Raw genomic sequence first — 18,620 nt, forward strand, 5'->3', positions numbered from 1 at the left:
TGAAAGGAACACTGTGACCAGCGCGGCATTCGCGGATCTACCTCCCGAGGCGTACCACGACGCGTCCTGGATCCAGGTGCTGCCCTGGCTCACTCACCACACTCCCGCAACCGCACGGGAACTCACCGAGCTCACGCCCTCGCCGGACTGGTGGCTCACGGAGTCGCCTGCGGTCACGACGATGACGGCCCAGCATGACGCTCTCTGTCGTTACCTCGCCCGACTCTTCTTGGTACGGCACTCGGAGGAGGTTTTCGGACCCAGCTTCCCGACCGTCCCCCGCAGCCTGCCCCTGTCCACCCTGTCGAGCGGAGCCCGGGCCAGAACCGCGTTCCAGAGACTTCAGGCGCAGAACTTCGCTGATCTTGAGTCGTTGTCGGTCAGGGACCTGTATGACGTCCGCGGCACGGGACAGGGCACGGTCGAGGAGGTCATCTCCGCGCTCGTGTCCGCCGCCATCATCCGCTCGGGTGATCCGAACGCCAGCGACCGCTTCGAGAGCGAGGAGCAAGCGGAGACTGCGTCGGCAGCAGTGCTGCCCCCGGCGCAGGCACAATTGCTCGAGGACCTCGGGCAACTGGCAGCGTGGCGCCACATCCGACAACGCGGCGAGCAGTCGCTGCTGAAGGTCGTCATCGACGACGGTGCGCCCGAGCAAATCCAGGAGGTGGCGCTTCGGCTGAACTCCCTGACCGCCGGAGACATCGCCGCAGACAGCGGCAGCTCCGATCCCGTCCTCGAGTTCACCGCCCTCCTGTCGGAGTTCGATGATCGACAGTTGCGGATCCTGCGGGACAGATTCCTCGGCAGACCCCCGAAAAAGCTCGCCCAACTTGCGAGCGAGTTCGATTTATCGCGCGAGCGTGTGCGTCAGATCGAGAACAAGATCAGGGACCTGCTCGCCGGGAGCTTCCACTTCGGCACCAGCATTGGCAATCTCCTCGCCAGTCTCCGAGCTGAAATCCAACCGATCGCCGCGCTGGACCGCCTGATCACGCTGCACCCTGATCTCGCCCGTGACGTTCCCGGCGTCGACGTGCCGCTGTGGCTGGTGCTCGACCGCCTCGATGACTACTTCGAGGTCACCGACGGGTGGGCCGCCGCGCCCGACGTGAATACAGCCCGCGAGCAGACGCGAACGCTACTCGAGGACTTCGCAACTGAGCACGGTCTGGTTGACCTCGCCGCGGTCACCGCAGCCACCACCATGCCCAGGACCGAGCTGCTCGCCTGGTTGACCTGGTGCGGCTACACGCTGCACAACAACCAGATCCTGACCCGCATCCGATCGCTCAGCGACCATGCGGCAGGGCTGCTGGCAGCGACGGGCGAGCCTCTCCACATCGACGAGCTGCAGCTGCACATGGGCCGGGACAACAGCATCCGTAGCCTCGCCAACCAGCTGGGCGAGGACGAGCGCTTCGTCAGGACCGACCGGGCGACGTGGGGGCTCGCCAGCTGGGAAATGGAGGAGTACACGTCCATCCGGCAGCAGATCGGCCTGGAGCTTGCAGCAACGGGAGGCGAAATCGAGATCGGCCGCCTGATCGAGTCGATCACCAGCCGCTTCGACGTATCTCCCAGCAGTGTCCAAGCCTATGCCGGCAACGGCGACTACGAGATCGCACAGGGCGTCGTGCGACGTCGTGAATCGCCGGTGGCACCGCGTAAGGCCCCAACCGCCACCCGCCGACTCTTCCGACACGACGACTGGTGGAAGTTCCGCATCACCATCACCCGGGACCACCTTCGCGGATCCGGCTTCCCTGTCCCCTCTGGCGTGGCAAACCTCGTCGGATGCGCTCAAGGGGAGGTGGTGGAGCTGGAGTCGGATCTCGGCACTCAGAGCATCCGATGGACAGGGCTCCAGCCTGCGAGCGGCACCATCAAGAGGTTCCTGGATCGGCTCGAAGCGCGCGAGGGACAGATGGCGTTCCTCGAGTTCGGTCCGTACGAGCGCTTCAACCTCTCCATCGAGGATCCGGTCGACCCGGAGGCGGACCAGCTCGACCAGGCCGTGGCCTTGATCGGCGCCGAGGGAGTCGGGACCCCGGAAGAGGCGACGATGGCGCTCGCCGACGCGGCTGGTCTTCCGCTCGATGCGAAGCCTCGTCGTATTCTTGCGGCCTACCGGCAGCGCGGCGACGACGACATCGCGGGGCTCCTGGAGCAGGTTTGGACACGCCCCCGGCATCAGTGGGCGAACCAGGCTGAGGTCGTTGATCGCGCCGCTGCGGAGACAGCGCAGAGCGGACCCGGCGAGGCAGATGGCGGGAACGAGACAACGGCCAATGACGACCTAGACAACCACAGCACAGGCACGGACGAGCTGACCGAGAGCGGATCCGTGGATCAGGACGACGATCAACTCCTGGCCGGCAAAGGCTGGGTGCCGGTGCCGACGGGCTATCGCAGTGTCGGCTGGGTTCGGCCGCACGAGGCGGAGGCGGCCGTGCTGGCCTACCAGCTGCACGCCGATGTTCCCGTGCATGACGGCGAAAAGATCACGGGCTGGGCCAGGTACGTCGATGACAGCTCTGTGGACGCCTCAAGGTTCCGCGCGAACGTCACAGTCTGCAGGTCCCGGACGCATGGGGAGCGGATCGTCTGCTGGATCCGCGAGCATGAAGCGTTCAGCATCACCCAGGCTGCGGCTGAGATGCGTTCGGTGTCGATTTTCGGCCCTGATGACACGACGGCGGGCCTCGTTGAGTACTTCGAGCCGGGCAGCGCGGCGGCTGAACGCTACAGGAGCACGACCCGGCTCCTGCGTGCGTAAGGCGAACGGCAACACGGCTGACGGAGACGACGCAAGGGGCCGCTGGCGGCCCGATCGCTGGTCGCTCGCGACGACCGAGGCGGCCGTGACCCCATCCGAAGGTGGAGGTGACGGCCGCCTCGGCGTCCGGTCACGAGTGGTTGGAAGATGCGTCAGCCACCCGGCTGCTGGCAACAGCCAGTTCCTCGGCGGTGAAGAGCGATCGGAACTGCGGATGCAGTACGACCGCCTCGGCTGTCAGATCCACGCGACCCCGCTCCCAGAGGGCCGTGAACCCGTCAGAGACGGCAGGGTTGGCCAGCAACTGTCGGGCCGTCGCCAATCCGCCCTTCGCAGTAACCATCCTGAGCAGCAGACCTGCGTTGTAGTTCGCCTCGTCCCGCGCCCGCTCGTAGGTCTTCACCATCGCCGCGTGAAAGACCGCTTCCAGCTCCCGTCCCTCCAGCTCAGCCCTGGACGGTGCCTGTCTGGCCGGTGGACGTCCTGTCACAGCTTCGGCTGAGAGCCTCTGTGTACTTCCGCCCTGAGCGATCAGCCTCAGCAGCCGGGTGACACTCCGGTACCGGTTCGCCGCAGCACTACCCGGGGCAAAGTACTGGACCATTCCTTCCGGCGAGCCGTCGCGGTCCTCGACCGGGCTGTCCTGTCGGTTTCTCGCCGCTTCCACGACGGCCTTGGCCTCGTTCTGGCGTACCCAGCAGACCACTCGGGGCCCGCCGGGCTCCGCCCGGTCGATCCGGACGTTGGCCCGGTGTTTCCGCGCCTCCGCCGACGTGATGGGGTGGAATCTGGCCCAGCCGAGCATCTTGCCGTCGTGCCGGACCGGCACGTCCTGGCGATGCCGGTAGCTGCTGATCACCGCTCCCGCCTCATATGGACGCAGCCAGGCGACACTTCGATAGCCGGCCGGCACCGGCGCGTCCGGATCATCCTCCGTCTCCTGCTGTTCGCTCCCGGCCCGGTCCCGGGTTAGCGGCCGTGAGTCGGACAGGGCGGTGGCAGGTCCGACACCCGTCGGCGAGGAAGCCGTTTGCGGCTCGTCGCTGCCCTGCCGGGCCCCTGTCGGCGACCCGGGCGCAGGTGCTTCCGCTTGCTTGGGGACAGCAGGCGTCTTCGCCGTCTCAAGCTCTGATGGGTCGTCTCGTACGGAAACGCCAAGAACCGGCTGCGATGCAGGTGTTTCGTACCCGTCCACCGTCGGATCCTCGACCGATGCCTCCTGCTCAGTGCGCTCCTTCACCGGCTCGGCGTCAACGACCGATCCGACCTCGTCGCGCCAGTGCCGATCCACGACAACCACCAGCCGATCCTGCTGAGGCAGGGACGGCACGTCGATGACCGGCGTGGCGTCGATGAACGTTGCCCCGTCCACGGCAGGTGCGGGGGCGGCGACGGGCGGGGCGACGCCGATACCCAGCTCCTCGATGCGCTGCCACAGCGGCTCCATCGCCGCCTCCGGATCTCGGCTGAACACGCTCCCCCGGATCCGCACGAACACGCAGTTGCCAACCCGCTCCAGCACCGCCTGGCGGCGCATGTCGCTCTCCCACTGCTCCGGCCCGTGGTAGGCGTCGCCGTCGCATTCGATGGCGAGGCGGCGGCCGTTCGGGGCGGGCAGCACGAAGTCGATCCGGTAGCTGCCGATGCGGAACTGCGGCAGCGGCCGGTAGCCGCGCAGCAGGATGCGGCGCAGCACCGCACGTTCGAAGTCGCTGTCGCAGCGCTTCTCCAGGTCGTCATACGCCTCGTCGGCGACGGTGACGTTCTGACAGTAGGTGAGCAGCAGGCCGCGGGCGTCGTCCTCGCGCATGTCGGCGGGTTGCACGGAGTGGAAGACCCAGAGCTGGTCGCGGGCCCGTGACGCGGCCACGTTGACTCGGCGGTGGTGGTCTCGCTTGGTGAATGCCGACACGGGTCCCTGGTGCGGGGACACGACCAGGGAGACCAGCACGATGTCACGTTCGTCGCCCTGGAAGGTGTACGAGTCACCGACGCGCAGCCGGCGGCGTTCCATCTCCTCCTCGCCGACGGTCTCGCGAATCCGGGTGAGCAGGTAGAGGGCCTGTCCACTGGTGCTGAGCAGGCTGACCACGCCGATGGTCCGGCCGGCGTACACGGGGTCGGCGACGATCGCTGCGACCCGTGCGACCAGGGCCTCGGCCTCGGCGACGTTGACGTTGCCGTAGGTGGTGAGGTCCTGCCGGATGCCATCGGGCACGTGCACCGCGATCACCGGGTCGCCGATCCCGGCGGGGCGGTCGGTGCGCAGCGGCTCGATCTCGCCGCCGTAGTAGGTCTGGCTGGAGAAGCCGATGATGGCCGGCACGGAGCGGAAGTGCTCAGTGAGCAGGATGCGTTCGGGCGAGCGGCGGACCGCGTGGTCGTAGAGGCTGCTCTCCGGGTCGAAATGCTCGGCCGATGGCACGTCGACCAGATGCGAGTTGATCAAACCGGTGACGGCGCCGACGAACGACAGCTGCGGACCGATCTGCTGGTCGTCGCCGACGACCACGGCCCGCTCGGCGAGGCTGAGGATGGGCAGCGAGAACACGTCCGCCTGGGACGCCTCGTCGACAATCACCACGTCGAAGTGGGCGCCACCGGCGAACTGTTCGATGGCCCGGTCCACGGACATGACCCAGACCGGCACGGCGTCCACCGCCGCGCTCATCGCCCGCTGGGCGTGGGCCTGCCACAGGGCGGCGTTCTTCCCCGTACCCTTGCCGATCTTGCGCAGCGCGGTGGTCCAGTCGGCGAGCGCCGCCCGGCGGCGGTCGTCGAGGGCCTTTGAGACCTCCAGCCAGGAGGAGGCGACGACGAGTTCCTGGGTGAGGCGGCGGATGCGCTCCCGGATCTGCTCGACGCGCCGGCCGAGGGCGACCGGGTCGACGCTGCCGACCACCGTGTCGAACCAGGTCTGCGCCTGCCGCCACTGCCACCGGTGCAGGCAGTCCATGCCGTTGTCGGCGAGCGTGGGCGCGGTGCCGTCGTCGATGCTGGCTGCCCACGCGGGCGCTGCCTCCCGCAGCCGGGCCGACAGCTCACGGAAGCGTCGCGCGTCGGGACGCAGCGCGGCGAGCCGGCGCACCTCGTCGAGGTACGAGTCCCAGCGATCGAGGTCGGCGCTCTGCCGGCTGAGGTCGAGCAGCCGCCACAACTCGCTGGCATCCGTACCCGACATGCCGGCCTGAAGCGCGGCAGCCACCTCGCGTTCGGCGGCGACCAGGCGGTCATGGGTGAAGACGGTGGCGCAGCGGGTGACCAGGTCCGCGATGGTGGTCAACCGCTGGGTGTCCACGGTCGTCGCGATGGCCGGGAGCAGCCCGCGCAGGGTGGCGTGCAGCGCCGGCCAGCGGCGGCGGTCCCAGTCGAGAGCGGACTCGGCCTCGGCGAGCAGCCGGCCGGCCCACGTCTCGGGATTCGCCGCGACCGGGATGGTGAGCTCGAGCGGCTGGGTCCACTCCTGCCAGCGGGTGGTCAGCTCCTGGCGCAGCCGCTGCCGTCCGACGTAGGCGACGACGATATCGACGTCGTCGGTGGTCCGCAGGATCTCCCCGTCGATGCGGCAGTCGGCGGCGAGCTTGGCCAGGGTGCCCTGAAAGACTCGGCTGACGCCCTTGCCGGCGGCAAAGCGTTGCCGCAGCTCACCGAGCTGCGCGAGCAGGCGGCGGGGCTCGGCCAGGTGAGCGTCGGGCACGGTGACCTGGTGGCCGGCGATGACCCGGGTGGCGGCGGTGAGTTCGCCGAGGGCCCGCTGGCAGGCCTCGACGTGGTCGTGCCACATCTGCTGCCAGTTGGGGTCGGCTTGGAGCAGGGTGCCGAGCCGGTCCGTCCAGGAACCCTCCCGGGCGGCCAGCACGGTCAGCGCCTCGCGCAGCTGCGCGGCGAGGTCGTCGAGGGGCTGCGGGCCGAATGCGCGGACCTGCGGCAGGGCCGCGCCGGCGGCGGCAAGCTGGTTCAGCTCGCGGGTTGCCTCGTCCAGCCGCCGTCGGTCGCCGAGAACGGCCGCCGCCGGTGGCAGGTCGGCCGCCGTCGGCAGGTGGCGCAACGCCTGCAGCCGATCCTGCTTGACGGTACGGCGGGCGATGTCGAGCAGCTCGGTGAACTCGTCGGCGCTCAGCGGCGCCTTGAGGTGCGGTGGCAGGTCGTCGGGGATGTCGCCGTAGCGCTCGGCCCGTTCCCGCAACCAGACGCCGACGTCGCTCGGGGAGAGCCCGATGCCGTCGATCTCGTGGTGGGCGGCCTCATTCTCGGCCATGGTACGCAGGCCGCCGAGGGCCTGACCCAGATCGCGTTCGGCCTCCCCGAGCTGGCGGCGCAGCCGGTCCACCCGCTGCTGTTCGCTCCGCTTGTCCAGGGTCGCCCCGCGGTCGGAGAGTTCGCGGGCAGCCAGTTGGAGCTGCACGAGCTGGTCGGTGGAGCGGCCCAGCACAGCCAGGCACAGCGACTGAATCTCCTGCGGCAGCCCGTCGCGCAGGACCCGCAGCGGGTCCTCCTTCTGCGCGACCACCAGCACCCGCTTGCCGTGGGCCATCAGGTGGCAGATGAGGTTGCGGATGGTGTGCGTCTTGCCGGTGCCGGGCGGGCCCTGCACTGCGACGTTGCGGTGCTGGGCGAGCCGGCGGGCGATCGATTCCTGCGCCTCGTTGGTGGGCAGCGGCATCAGCAGACGCTCACCCAGCGGCGTCCAACGTTCCGGCTGGTCCTGCGGCATCTGCAGCTTGCTGGGTTCGTGCGCGAGGATCGCGGCGAGCGCGCCGATGCTGGCGTCGTCGCCCGCGAGCAACCGGGCGCGCAGCTGTTCCAGGAAGCGGCGCAGCATCCGCTGCCGCGGCCGGGTGAACAGCACGCCGGTGTCGTGCACATGCGGGCCGGTGGGGGCGGGCTGGTCGGCGTCCCGGACGACCGGGTCCTGGCCGAGGCGGCGCAGCGCACGTTCGAGGAACTCCCGGCGGGTGAACTCGTCCCACACGTCGAGGTCGAGCTGGCCGCCGGAGCCGGCGAGGGCGAGCAGCTGAGCGAGGTAGCGTTCGTCGAGGCCGCTCAGCGGGTCGGTCTGCAGCCGGGCCGCGCCTTGGGGGACCACCGTCACCAGGGACCGGTCGGCGTCGAACTCGATCGCCACCGGGGTGACGATGAGCGGGTACTGCACCCGGTGCCCGGCGACCTCCGTCCGGATGACACCGTGACCCCAGACCAGCTCGTCCGAAGCCGCGTTCATGTCGACCCGATGCTTCAGGTCGAACAGACTGCGGTGCAGCTGGCGTACCTCCTCGATGCGCCGGGCCTGCTCGGCCCATGGCCGCCACTCCTGCTCCCGCCACGCCTCGAGTCGCGCCCGCAGCGGCTCAATCTCCTCCTCCGCGCCGACCAGTCGGGGTTCCGTGCCGTACCCGAGAGGGCCGTTCAGGTACGGCGCGAACTGCGCGGGCACCCGCAGCGGACGGGCCGGTGCCGGCAGCCCCACCCGCAGCCAGCTGGCGCCGTCGGCGGAGACACCGACCTCGCAGGCCGGGTGATCGGGGAACGCATGCTGCCAGAAGGCGCCGACGGTGGGGACCGTCCGGGCGGGCTTCTCCATCTGCGCCCGCACGGCCATCAGGTAGTCGACCAGCGAGGTGGCCCGGTCGAGGATCAGCTTGGGCGACTCGGCGGAGGACGTGGAGCGGGAGAGCATGGATCACCTTCGCTGGTTGCAACATGTGGATTCTGACAAACCGACAGACCTCATCTGGCGGCTATCCAGTCGTGCTGGGGAGGAAATCGATATCGAAGCCAAAGCTTGCACCCAGCCCGGCGCCATCGCCTGTTCAGAGCACCTCGTACGCGGCTTGGCTCAATCGCGGCGCTGCTACTTGATATCGCCAGCCTTCACTCACACCTAAGCCCGACGCACATCACTCCCGACCTCCCCGGTGGCGGTCCTCGCACACTACCTGCACCGGTCCTGCAGACGGGATCCCCCAACCGTCAGAACTTCAAGCGGGACGACGGCTTGAGCAGGAACGATCGACTGCCCGAAGCGCCCCATGAGTTCACTACCGAGGGGCAGCGAAGCTCGTGCGGCTGCTGTAGAAACCTCTGCCATGAACCGTGCATGGAGTCTGCTGACCATCGACGAGTCGGAGCGGCAGTTCGCCGGAAACCTCGGGTACACCGACGTTCTGGGCAGCAGGTATGCCTGGGACAGCACCGTCCCGAACCACCGCGCTGTTCAACCGGGTGATTTAGCCGTCCTGCGCAACGGTAGCCATGTGCTCGGCGTCGGCTGGATCGACGACGTGCAGACCGAGACAGCAACGAAGGTAAGGCGTCGCTGCCCAAGCTGCGGCAATACCGCGTTCAAGACACGGAAGCAGTTGACCCCGCGCTACAAGTGCTCGCCCTGCCAGAACCTGTTCGACGAGCCCTCTCAGGAACAGATAAATGCCACTGTCTATATGTGCGACTACGCTCGCACCTGGAGGCCGACGACAGACGTCCGGGTGACGAATGTAGCGTCTGCATATCTCAATCGCTCGGCCCAGCAATCGATACGGCCACTGGACCCTGAACTGATCACCCGGCTGCTCGGACAGGCCTACGATCCCAGCCTCCGATGGTGGGTTGAAGCCACCGACCCGCAGCTACCGGCTGGCCATCGCCCCAGACTGGGTCATGTTCGCATCGGCCAAGCTCAGTTCCGGCAGGTACTGCGCCAACGATTCGGGGACCGCTGTCTCATAACCGGACCGCAACCCGCGCAAGCCATCGAAGCAGCCCACCTATACCGCTATTGCGACACGCCGAAGCATGACATCGCCGGCGGCGTCCTCCTTCGCCGAGATCTCCACTCGCTGTTCGACGGCTTCCTCCTCGCCATCGATCCCTCGGACTGGGTGGTGCGGCTGAGCCCTTCTCTCGACCCGTTTCCAGATCTGGCTCAGCTCGGCGAAAGGCACTTGGCCATCCCGCCCCAGGTCCGCCCGCGCGAGGAGTACCTGGTGGCTCATCTGAGATGGGCCACAGATCTCTGGAAACCAAAAAACGACAAGCGGGACGCCGGATAGCGTTCCCGCGGATCAGGTGGACCGGCACTACCCGAAGCGCGACGTCGTATGCCGCTCATGGGATCTGTCACGGCGGGGTGGTTGGTGTGAGTGTCGGGGCGGTCGCCAGTTCTGTCGCCGGAGGCCGACCCTGACAGATCCGTGAGAGCTGTTGAGGTACGCCGGGCGCTGCACGGGCGACCTGCAGCCCCGCGCCCCTGTCCCGCCCCTCGGGGCCATACGACGCGCGGCTTTCGCTGCGTACTAGGTGGCGGGTGTGGGCGCGCGGGGCCGCGTATGGGCCACCTACACCACGCGACGCGTCCCGTCTGCCCCGCCGCCCCATCAGGGGGCCCGCCCGCCCGCTCGGGCGGGCTCGGCGAGGTTGGGTAACTCGGCGTCGTGGGCGGTGTCGGTGTAGGGCAGATCAATGAGGCGGTGCCGGCAGGCGCCGAAGCCGGACAGCTGCCACACCTGCTCGGCGGGGCTGGCGCCGGTGGCGGCGCGCAGTTCGGCGGTGGTGGTGGCGATGATCGCCTGCGGACCGACCTCGGCGAGGCGGTGGTGCAGGTTCGCCTCCCGCCGGGCGGAGGGTAGATGGAACAGGACTGGCCACGCCCAGTTGCTCAGGCGGACCAGCCGTTCGTACTTGGCGATTTTCTCGGTGAGGATGTCGAGGCGTTCGCGGCCGGTGTCGTACTCGAGAAAGAACGGCACGGACCGTCCGTGCTCGGTCCACACCCCGGCGCCGTCGGGGCGGGGCAGTCCGGTCGGTCCGTGGACCATCATCTGCGGGTTGCCGCCTCGGCGGTAGAACACGCCGGGCTCGTGGAAGGCCGACGTGGGCTGCCACCGGTCCAGGGCCGTGTCGGGGTAGGTGCGGGCGTGGGCGGCGAGGCCGATGAAGACCTGGTTGCCGCCGAGCAGGTGCGGCAGGTCCGGCCGTGCGGTCAGGGACTGCTTTCGGCGGCGGGCCTGGTCCCGGCGTGGTCGTCCGAGTCCACGTTGGGCGTGGACGTGGTCGTAGCCGAGCTGGTCCAGGACGTAGTGGTACGGGTAGGAGCCGCCGTAGGCCCGGTTGGGTCGGAACCGGTCTGTCGCCCGCAGGACGGTGAGGCGGCGTAGCCGGCGTTGGGCGAAGTCCAGGGACGGGAACAGTGCGGCGGCGATCTGGGCGGTGGTGAGGACTCCATGGTCGTAGAGCCAGCCGAGGAGGCGGTCGTCGCGGGCGGTGATGCCTCAGCGCGCTTCCGCTCCTCCTCGGCGATGAGCGCCGCGCGCATATCCGCCTCGGCGTCGGACAGCTCTGCACCACGTCGTGGCGGAGCAGGTCCGCAGCCGCAGCGACTGGATCCGCCTCGTCAATGCGGGTGTCCCGGATCCGCCGCGAGCGCCCGCCAAGGCTCATAGCCTGGGAAGCGGGAGCACTTCCGGCAGGATCGACGGAGGACACCGTGACCGAAGCCATCAGGGACGCCCTGGAGGGCGTCAGCGAGATCGACCTCACCGTGACCGGCCGGAAGACCGGGCGGCAGATTTCGCACCCGGTGTGGTTCGTGCAGGAGGACGAGAGCCTGTTCCTGGTCCCGATCACCGGCTCGGACAGCGACTGGTACAAGAACGTGCAGCGGACACCGATGATCCAGGTGGCCTCGAACGGCACGGCGTTGAGTACGAGCGCCACCGCGATCACCGACGCCGACCGGGTCAACCACGTCGTGGAGATGTTCTGCGACAAGTACGGCGCGGATCAGGTGCAGGCGCATTACCCGAAGCGCGACGTCGCCGTTCAGGTCGCGCTCGGGTAACCCGGTGCAGAGGTGGTACCCGGGGCCAGGGTGGCGCTGACCAGCACCGGTGCCGCCGGCGGTATCCGTCGGTTGGCGACCAGCGCGTCGCGCCGGCGGAGAACCAGGCGACCGGCGCGCTCCCGCAGCTCCCGCGCCGTCTGGCCCAGCTCGAACGCGATCCGGGCCGCCTCGTACGCCTCGGCGGCGCCCGGCTCCGCCATCCGGCGCTCGCGCAGGTCGTCCCAGTCGGCCCGATCATCCATCACTCGGTCCCCTCGCCCATGATCGGCATCTCTGCGAGCCATCGCTTAAGAGCCCCACGACGCACCGGGCGGCGGCGCTGTTCGTCACGTCCAGTTCCTCCACGGTGATCGATCGACTTCTAAGATGCACGTCGTGCGCGATGATGGTGAGCTCCCCGCGGGCCAGGACGGTTCGGGTCGGCGGTGGCTGGGCCGTACCCGGCTGGTCCTGGTGCTGTGTGGCGCGGTCGTCGCCGTCGTGGCCGCCACCGCGGGTGTCAGGTGGTTCGTCGGCGAACCCGATCCGGCCGCGGGTGGGAAGCGGTCGATCGGCTACGGCTGCCCCGTGTTCGGCTCGGACCCGGGTCCTCCGAAGGAGTGCGGTCCGCCCGCGGCCCTGGACCCGCGCCGCGCACCGGTGACCGAGGGGCAGCGGACGGCGGTCAGGGACAGGGCCAGGGCCATTCGCCTCGCCGCGTCGCACGCCGGCTGGTGCATGACCGGCGCCCAGCCGGAATGTGCCCGTCAGCCGGCGTCACACGAACCGACCCAGCACGATGTCGACGCGGCTCGGCTGTGGCTGAGCCGGACGGAGGCCTCTGCGAGCACGGCACGGCTGGCTCGTCCGGGCGATCCAGGTCATGTGGGCGGGCTGCTCTACGCGGCTCGCCTCGATGACGTCTGTGTCATCGGCCATTTCGAGCAGGTGCCGAGCGGTGTGAGCGGCGAGGAGATCGTCGGCCTCCTTCCCGACGGGACCTGTCTGCCCGACTGACGAGCCGAGCGTCGCCGCCGACGCAGGCGGGCAGCCGACCGGACCGGGCTCCGCTCCGACAGCCGCCGCCCTGATCGGCGTCCGCCGGCCCGACGCGGATGCCGACGTCAGCGTCGAGTACCCGTACCGGTTGGCGGGTGGGGCCGAACCGCCGATATCCACGGCTGTCTCCGACCGCCTCGCGGCGATACGGTGCACGCACACCGCCTCGGGCCGCGCCCCGCCGACAGGTCGCGACGCCGCCTTCCGCGTCCCCATCCGCACCACCGGATCGATCTCACGTCCGACGCCGGCGTAGTCGCCGGGAGAGAGGATCGACAAGGATGCTCCCGACACCCACCACCTCCTGGCGAGCGGCGAGGGTCACGCTCGCAGCCGCCATCGCCCTGGTCAGCCTCGGCGTTTTCGGCGCACCCGTGCACGCCGAAGGTAAATCCAAGGTCACCGTGATGACCCGGAACCTCTTTCTGGGCGGCGATCTGACGCCATCCATCGGCGCGCCGACGCCGGGGGCGTTCCTGGCCGCGAACTCCGCGCTGTTGAGCCACGTCGACCTGGTCGACTTTCCCGCCCGGGCGAAGCTGCTCGCCCGCGAGATCACCAAGAACAAGCCGGACCTGGTCGGACTGCAGGAGGTCGCCCTGTGGCGCACCGGCACGTTCGGTGACCCCGCACCCGCCACCGAGATCCGGTACGACTACCTGGCCCTGCTGATGGGCGAGCTGAGCCGCTCCGGTCACGCGTACGACGTCGCGGTCGTACAGGCCGAGGCCGATCTGGAGGCGCCGGCGGGCGCGCCGCACTTGCTCGACGTCCGGCTCACGATGCGCGACGTGATCCTGGTGCGTCACGGCGGCCGGGTGAAGGTGACCGACTCCTCGTCCGGCACCTTCGTCAACAACCTCACCTTCACGCTCGCGGCGACGAACGGGACCGTGACCAGCACCCGCGGTTGGACCGCTGTGGACGTGGTGCACGGGCGACGCCCGTTCCGGTTCGTGAACACCCACCTGGAGGCCTTCCACCCTGGTGTGCGGGTGCTGCAGGCGCGCGAGCTGCTGGCCGGCCCCCTCGCCACAGCACCGGGTGACGTCATCCTCGTCGGGGACCTCAACACGGGCCCCGAGCTGCCCGTCGCCGAGAACCGGCTCGCCTACGCCGCGCTGGTGGCCGGTGGGATGCGGGACACGTGGCAGATCCTGCATCCGGGTGAACCGGGCTACACCGCGGGTCTGGGCGACGACCTGAACCAACCCGCCGACGCGGTCGAGCACCGCATCGACATGGTCCTGTTCCGGGGGGCGGTCGTTCCCGTCTCGAGCCTCATCTTCGGCACCGAGCGGCAGACCCCCGACGGCCGGTGGGCATCGGACCACCTCGGCTACCTGGCCGTGCTGGCCTTGAAGTAGCGCGAACGCTGCTCCGGGCTGGCGCCGACGCGCCAGCCCGGAGTTGCCGCCGGCCCGCCGCGATGACCGCCCCGACAAGTCCGCCCGGCCTGGCTGTCAGTACGTTCCGCCCCGCCCCACCTGCGCGGACACCCGCTCGTGCAGCGCGGTCAGGGCCGGGCTGACGGCGGCGGTGAGCGGCTCCGGGTCCGCCAGCCGGCGCGCCGGCTCCGGTAGCCAGGCGAGGTCCGCGTCGAACCGGCCGCGCGCGGCGCGTACCTCACCGGCCGGGTCGGTGTCGGCCAGGCGACGGCCGCCGCGCATGACCGGGACGAGCAGCGGCTCGCGGTCGCCCGGTGGCGGTTCGTCGCGCAGCCCCACCACGTCGCCGTCGGCGCCGGTGGGATCGCGGAAGACCTGCTTGGGACCGGGCAGGGTGGCCTTGCCGGGAGAGAGCTTGAGCACCGGCCGGTCGCCGACGGCCACCAGCTTGTAGGCGCTGTCCAGGGACGGCGCGTCGAACGAGACGCCCATGCGGGTGCCGACGCCGTACGCGTCGATCGGTGCGCCCGCGGCGACGAGGGCCGCTATGACGTTCTCGTCGAGGCTGCCGCTGGCCACGATCTGGGCCTGGGTCAGCCTGGCGTCGTCGAGGATCGCGCGGGTCTGCACGGCGAGCGCGGCGAGGTCTCCGGAGTCGAGCCGCACGCCCATCGGGCCGGTCAGTCCCAGCTCCGCGATGACCTCGACGGCGGCTCGTACTCCGGCGGGCGTGTCGTAGGTGTCGACGAGGAACACCGGGTTCGTCGGGAAGTCGGTCGCGAACGCGCGGAACGCGGCACGCTCGTCGGGGAACGCCTCGACGTACGAGTGGGCCATGGTCCCGGACGGCGGCAGTCCGTAGCGTCGGGCGGCCTCGACGTCGCTGGTCGCGGCGAAGCCGGCGATCGCGGACGCCCGGGCCACGCCCGCGCCGGCCTCGATGCCGTGCGTGCGGCGGAATGCGAAGTCGACAAGCTGCGCGTCGCCGGCCGCGACGCGGCACCGGGCGGCCTTGCTGGCGATCGTGGTGTGGAAGGTGATCAGGTTCAGCACGCCGGTCTCCACCAGCTGCGCCTCGGCGATCGGCGCGGTGACCTCCAGCAGCGGTTCGTCGGCGAACACCACGCGGCCCTCCGGCACGGCCCAGACATCACCGGTGAACCGCAGCCCCGCGAGCGCTGCAAGCGTCGCTTCGTCGAGCCCGACGGTGTCGCGCAGGTAGCCGAGTTCACCCTCGTCGAACGCGAAACCCTCCAGGAACGCCAGCGCCTCGGCCAGCCCGGCGGCCACCAGGAAGCCACGCTGCGGCGGTAGGCGGCGGACGAACAGGCTGAACGTCGCGCGCTCCACCATGTCCCGGCGCAGGTAGCTGGCCGCCATCCGCAGCTCGTACAGGTCGGTACGCAGCCCGGTCACGGTTCCTCCATCGGCACTGGCACGGTCGGCGTTGACAACTCGCGCTACCCGTTCGCCACGGTCGCCGGCTCCGGCGGGGTGCGCGGTCCGCCGGCCGGCCGCTCGTCGCCGTGCCCCGGCCACCACGCCTTGTGCCCGATCAGCGCGGTCAGTGCCGGAACGAAGAACATCGACATGACGAACGCCGACAGCACGATGCCGATCGCCACCGCGAAGCCCATCTGCTGCAGGAACGAGATCGGCGCGAGCAGCAGCACCGCGAACGTCCCGGCCAGGATCAGTCCGGCCGCCGCGACGGTCGGGCCGGCGTGTTCCACACCGATGGCGGCAGCCTCGTGGGGCGCGTTGCCTTCGCGCGCTTCCTCGCGTAGTCGGGCGATCATCAGGATGTTGTAGTCGGTTCCGATCGCCACCACGAAGAGGTAGAGGATGATCGGCAGTTGGAAGGTGACACCGGGCTCGCCCCGCAGCCCTTGGAAGAGGTAGACCGTGGCGCCCAGCGTGGCGGCGAAGTTGAGCAGCACCGCGATCACGAGGTAGATCGGCGCGACCAGGCTGCGCAGCAGCAGCGCGAGGATGAGCGCGATCAGGCCGGCCGCGACCGGCAGGATCACCGACAGGTCTCGGTTGTTCGCCGAGTTGATGTCCGCGAAGATCGCGGTGGTCCCGCCGACCAGCGCCCGGGTGCCGGGCGGTGCCGCCGCGTGCACGGCATCGCGCAGGTCCTCGCGGACGAGGGTGATCGCCTCGTTGGAGACCGGGTTCTCGTTGAGCAGCAGGTTGACCCGGGCCACACTCGGGTCGGTGCTGCGCTCCGGGGGCTGTGCCTGGCCCACACCCGGGGCTTTCGCTACGGCCGCCGCGAAGTCGTTGACCTGCTGCTCGGTCAGCGGCGACCCGTTACCGGTGGTCAGGTAGACCTCGGTGGGGGCGAGCGCGCCGGCGGCGAACCCGCGCTGCAGGTCCTGCGCGGCCTTGGCCGACTCGGTGTCCTGCGGGAAGCCGGCGCTGAAGTCGTAGTCGGCCTTGTAGCCGAGCACGCCTGCGGCGAGCGCGACCAGCAGGACGCCCGATGCCGCCGCGACGAGTGCCGGCCTGCGCCCGACGAGCGTGCCGAGCCGGTGCGAGATGGTGGCCTTGGGCGCACGCTGCCACGCCTTCGACGGCCAGAAGACGTATCGGCCGAGCAGCGAGACGACCGCCGGGATGAGAGTGAGTGAGGTGATCAGCATGACGCCGACCGCGATGGCGAGCGCCGGGCCGAGCGAGCCGAAGAAGCCCAGGGAGGCCAGGAGCAGCACGAGGAACGCGACGATGACCGCTCCGGCAGCCGAGGTGATGACCTCGCCGACCCGCTGGACGGTGACGATCATCGCGGTGCGCTTGTCGTCACCGGCGCGCAGCCGCTCCCGGTAGCGGAAGAGCAGGAACAGGATGTAGTCGGTGCCGATGCCGAACAGCACGATCAGCAGGATCGTCTGCAGGTCCTGGCTGACACTGAGGTCGAATGCCTTGCCGGCGGCGGCGACGAGACCGGTCGTGATGCTCAGGACGACGCCGACGACCACCACGGGCAGCAGCGCGGCGATGGGGCTGCGGAAGATGATCAGGATCAGTCCGATGATCAGGATGATCGTCGCGATGCCGACCACGGCGAAGGCATTGTTGAAGGTGTCCTCGTTGTCGACGAAGCTCGCCACGTCGCCGGCCACGCCCGCGGTCAGCCCACTGTTCGCCAGCTCCGGGCCGATGTCCGCGCGCAGATCGCGTACGGCGTCGAGCAGCGCTGGATCGTCTGGGGCGGGGGCGTCGAGCCCGACGTTGATGATCTGCACCGACTTGTCCGGCGCGACAGCTGGCGGACCGGTCAGGTAGCCGGACGTGTGCGGGATGTTCTTGCCCTTGAGCGACTGGGCGAGCTGGCCCACCTTCGCCTCGTCCGCCGGCGTGAGCTTCTGCCCGTCGGCGCGCTTGACCACGATGATCGCCGTTGCGGTGGCCTGCTGCGGAAACGCCTTCTGCCCGAGCTCGGTGGCCTGCACGGACTCGTACGAGCGGGGCAGGAAGCTTTCCTGATCGGCGGAGGTGATGTCGCTCAGCGACGGTGTGGTGAGGATGATGGCGGCTGCCGCGAGCACCCACCCGGCAATCACCCACCACGCTCTGCCCACAACGAACCTGCCCAGCCGCTCGAACATGGTTTCCCCCGCGTGTTCGGCACCACCGACTCTGGGCCCGTAGCGCCCAGGGCACCCCGCCCGTCACTCTGCGGGCAGTCCTCGCTACCCGTGGTGCAGAGTACCGTCGCCCGGCACTCCTTCTCGGATGGTTGGGCTCCGGGGAGTACGTGAGTTTCAGCTGTTCAGGTACGCGAGCGCCGCGAGCACCCGCCGGTTGTCGTCGTCCGACGGTGGCATCCCGAGCTTGCTGAAGATGTTGTTGATGTGCTTGCTCACCGCCTTGTCCGTGACGAACAGCCGGCCCGCGATCGCCGCGTTCGACCGCCCCTCGGCCATCAGACCCAGCACCTCCCGCTCCCGGGCGGTGAGGTCCCGCAGTGGCTGCATGCCGGAGTTACGGGCCAGCAGTTGGGTGACCACCTCCGGGTCCATCACCATCCCGCCGCCAGCCACTCGGCGTAGCGCGTCGATGAACTGGCCGACGTGGGACACCCGGTCCTTGAGCAGGTAGCCGACTCCCCCGCTGCGGCCGGCGAGGAGTTCGCGGGCGTACAGCTGTTCGACGTGTTGGGACAGCACGAGGACCGGCAGCCCGGGCATCTGCATCCGGGCCGCGAGGGCGGCTTGCAGGCCTTCGTCGGTGAAGGTGGGTGGGAGGCGTACGTCGACGACGGCGATGTCGGGGCGGTGCCGGGTCAGCGCCGGCAGTACGGACGGCCCGTCGGCGACGGCCTCGACGACCTGGTGTCCGTTCGCGTGCAGGATGTGCGTCAGTCCGTCCCGGAGGAGGGCAAGGTCCTCCGCGATGACAACTCGCACGGCAGCTCCATGACAGCCTGCTCGTCCCGGCGCTGGCGCTGCACATCGGCCCCCGCACCTGGTGGCCGAGCGCCCTGGCGCGGCCAACGTTCCGGCCGGTCGCGGCGCCGCCGGTCGAGCGGGCACCGGCGGCGTAGGAGATCCCGCAGGAGACGGGGCCC

11 protein-coding genes are annotated in these 18,620 nt (G+C 69.7%); 5 read left to right on the top strand and 6 right to left on the bottom strand.

Annotation, left to right across the window (positions count from 1 at the left end; genetic code table 11):
- Positions 1-13: 13 nt before the first annotated feature.
- Positions 14-2,779: a sigma factor-like helix-turn-helix DNA-binding protein gene (locus GA0070607_RS07535; RefSeq protein WP_089017543.1), complete on the top strand. Its 2,766-nt coding sequence runs from the start codon at positions 14-16 to the stop codon at positions 2,777-2,779.
- 130 nt (positions 2,780-2,909) lie between these two features.
- Here GA0070607_RS07535 and GA0070607_RS07540 read toward each other — a convergent pair whose 3' ends face one another.
- The gene (locus tag GA0070607_RS07540; protein WP_089017544.1) at positions 2,910-8,456 is read right to left on the bottom strand and encodes an AAA domain-containing protein; all 5,547 of its coding nucleotides are present in this window, start codon (positions 8,454-8,456) and stop codon (positions 2,910-2,912) included.
- A gap of 409 nt (positions 8,457-8,865) precedes the next feature.
- Between GA0070607_RS07540 and GA0070607_RS07545 the strand changes: the two genes are divergently transcribed.
- Complete coding sequence (locus GA0070607_RS07545) at positions 8,866-9,828, top strand: HNH endonuclease signature motif containing protein (RefSeq protein WP_157743103.1); 963 nt, start codon at positions 8,866-8,868, stop codon at positions 9,826-9,828.
- 324 nt (positions 9,829-10,152) lie between these two features.
- Here the strand turns inward: GA0070607_RS07545 and GA0070607_RS07550 are convergent, their stop codons facing one another.
- Positions 10,153-11,043 (bottom strand): replication-relaxation family protein, encoded by an 891-nt coding sequence (locus GA0070607_RS07550; RefSeq protein WP_089017546.1) that lies wholly within the window; start codon positions 11,041-11,043, stop codon positions 10,153-10,155.
- Positions 11,044-11,261: 218 nt separating this feature from the next.
- On the opposite strand from GA0070607_RS07550, the gene GA0070607_RS07555 reads away from it, so the two are divergent.
- Positions 11,262-11,615: a nitroreductase/quinone reductase family protein gene (locus GA0070607_RS07555; protein WP_089017547.1), complete on the top strand. Its 354-nt coding sequence runs from the start codon at positions 11,262-11,264 to the stop codon at positions 11,613-11,615.
- On the opposite strand, the gene GA0070607_RS32950 is transcribed toward GA0070607_RS07555, so the two are convergent.
- On the bottom strand, positions 11,597-11,860 hold the full coding sequence (locus tag GA0070607_RS32950) for a hypothetical protein (RefSeq protein ID WP_197701243.1): 264 nt from the start codon (positions 11,858-11,860) through the stop codon (positions 11,597-11,599). The two genes, GA0070607_RS07555 and GA0070607_RS32950, sit on opposite strands and share 19 nt — an antisense overlap.
- Before the next feature lie 124 nt (positions 11,861-11,984).
- On the opposite strand from GA0070607_RS32950, the gene GA0070607_RS07565 reads away from it, so the two are divergent.
- Entirely contained in the window at positions 11,985-12,614 is a 630-nt protein-coding gene (locus GA0070607_RS07565; protein ID WP_089017548.1) for a hypothetical protein, read from the top strand.
- A 323-nt stretch (positions 12,615-12,937) separates the two neighbouring features.
- Positions 12,938-14,023: an endonuclease/exonuclease/phosphatase family protein gene (locus GA0070607_RS07570; RefSeq protein ID WP_157743104.1), complete on the top strand. Its 1,086-nt coding sequence runs from the start codon at positions 12,938-12,940 to the stop codon at positions 14,021-14,023.
- A gap of 96 nt (positions 14,024-14,119) precedes the next feature.
- On the opposite strand, the gene GA0070607_RS07575 is transcribed toward GA0070607_RS07570, so the two are convergent.
- The 3 genes from GA0070607_RS07575 to GA0070607_RS07585 all read right to left on the bottom strand — a co-directional run bounded on the left by GA0070607_RS07575 (position 14,120) and on the right by GA0070607_RS07585 (position 18,459).
- Entirely contained in the window at positions 14,120-15,460 is a 1,341-nt protein-coding gene (locus GA0070607_RS07575; protein WP_089021711.1) for a nicotinate phosphoribosyltransferase, read from the bottom strand.
- Between the two features lie 44 nt (positions 15,461-15,504).
- A complete protein-coding gene (locus GA0070607_RS07580; RefSeq protein ID WP_231930892.1) occupies positions 15,505-17,613 on the bottom strand; it encodes an MMPL family transporter in 2,109 nt (702 codons plus the stop codon).
- Between the two features lie 201 nt (positions 17,614-17,814).
- Positions 17,815-18,459: a LuxR C-terminal-related transcriptional regulator gene (locus GA0070607_RS07585; RefSeq protein ID WP_089017551.1), complete on the bottom strand. Its 645-nt coding sequence runs from the start codon at positions 18,457-18,459 to the stop codon at positions 17,815-17,817.
- Between the last annotated feature and the right edge of the window lie 161 nt (positions 18,460-18,620).

This window comes from Micromonospora coriariae (assembly GCF_900091455.1).
Taxonomy (GTDB): Bacteria; Actinomycetota; Actinomycetes; order Mycobacteriales; family Micromonosporaceae; genus Micromonospora; species Micromonospora coriariae.

What these genes read in the sequence shown, in the direction of transcription:
- GA0070607_RS07540 (WP_089017544.1), bottom strand. Translation starts at nt 8,456, where the DNA reads ATGCTCTCCCGCTCCACGTCCTCCGCCGAGTCGCCCAAGCTGATCCTC.
- GA0070607_RS07545 (WP_157743103.1), top strand. Translation starts at nt 8,866, where the DNA reads ATGAACCGTGCATGGAGTCTGCTGACCATCGACGAGTCGGAGCGGCAG.
- GA0070607_RS32950 (WP_197701243.1), bottom strand. Translation starts at nt 11,860, where the DNA reads ATGGATGATCGGGCCGACTGGGACGACCTGCGCGAGCGCCGGATGGCG.
- GA0070607_RS07565 (WP_089017548.1), top strand. Translation starts at nt 11,985, where the DNA reads ATGCACGTCGTGCGCGATGATGGTGAGCTCCCCGCGGGCCAGGACGGT.
- GA0070607_RS07570 (WP_157743104.1), top strand. Translation starts at nt 12,938, where the DNA reads ATGCTCCCGACACCCACCACCTCCTGGCGAGCGGCGAGGGTCACGCTC.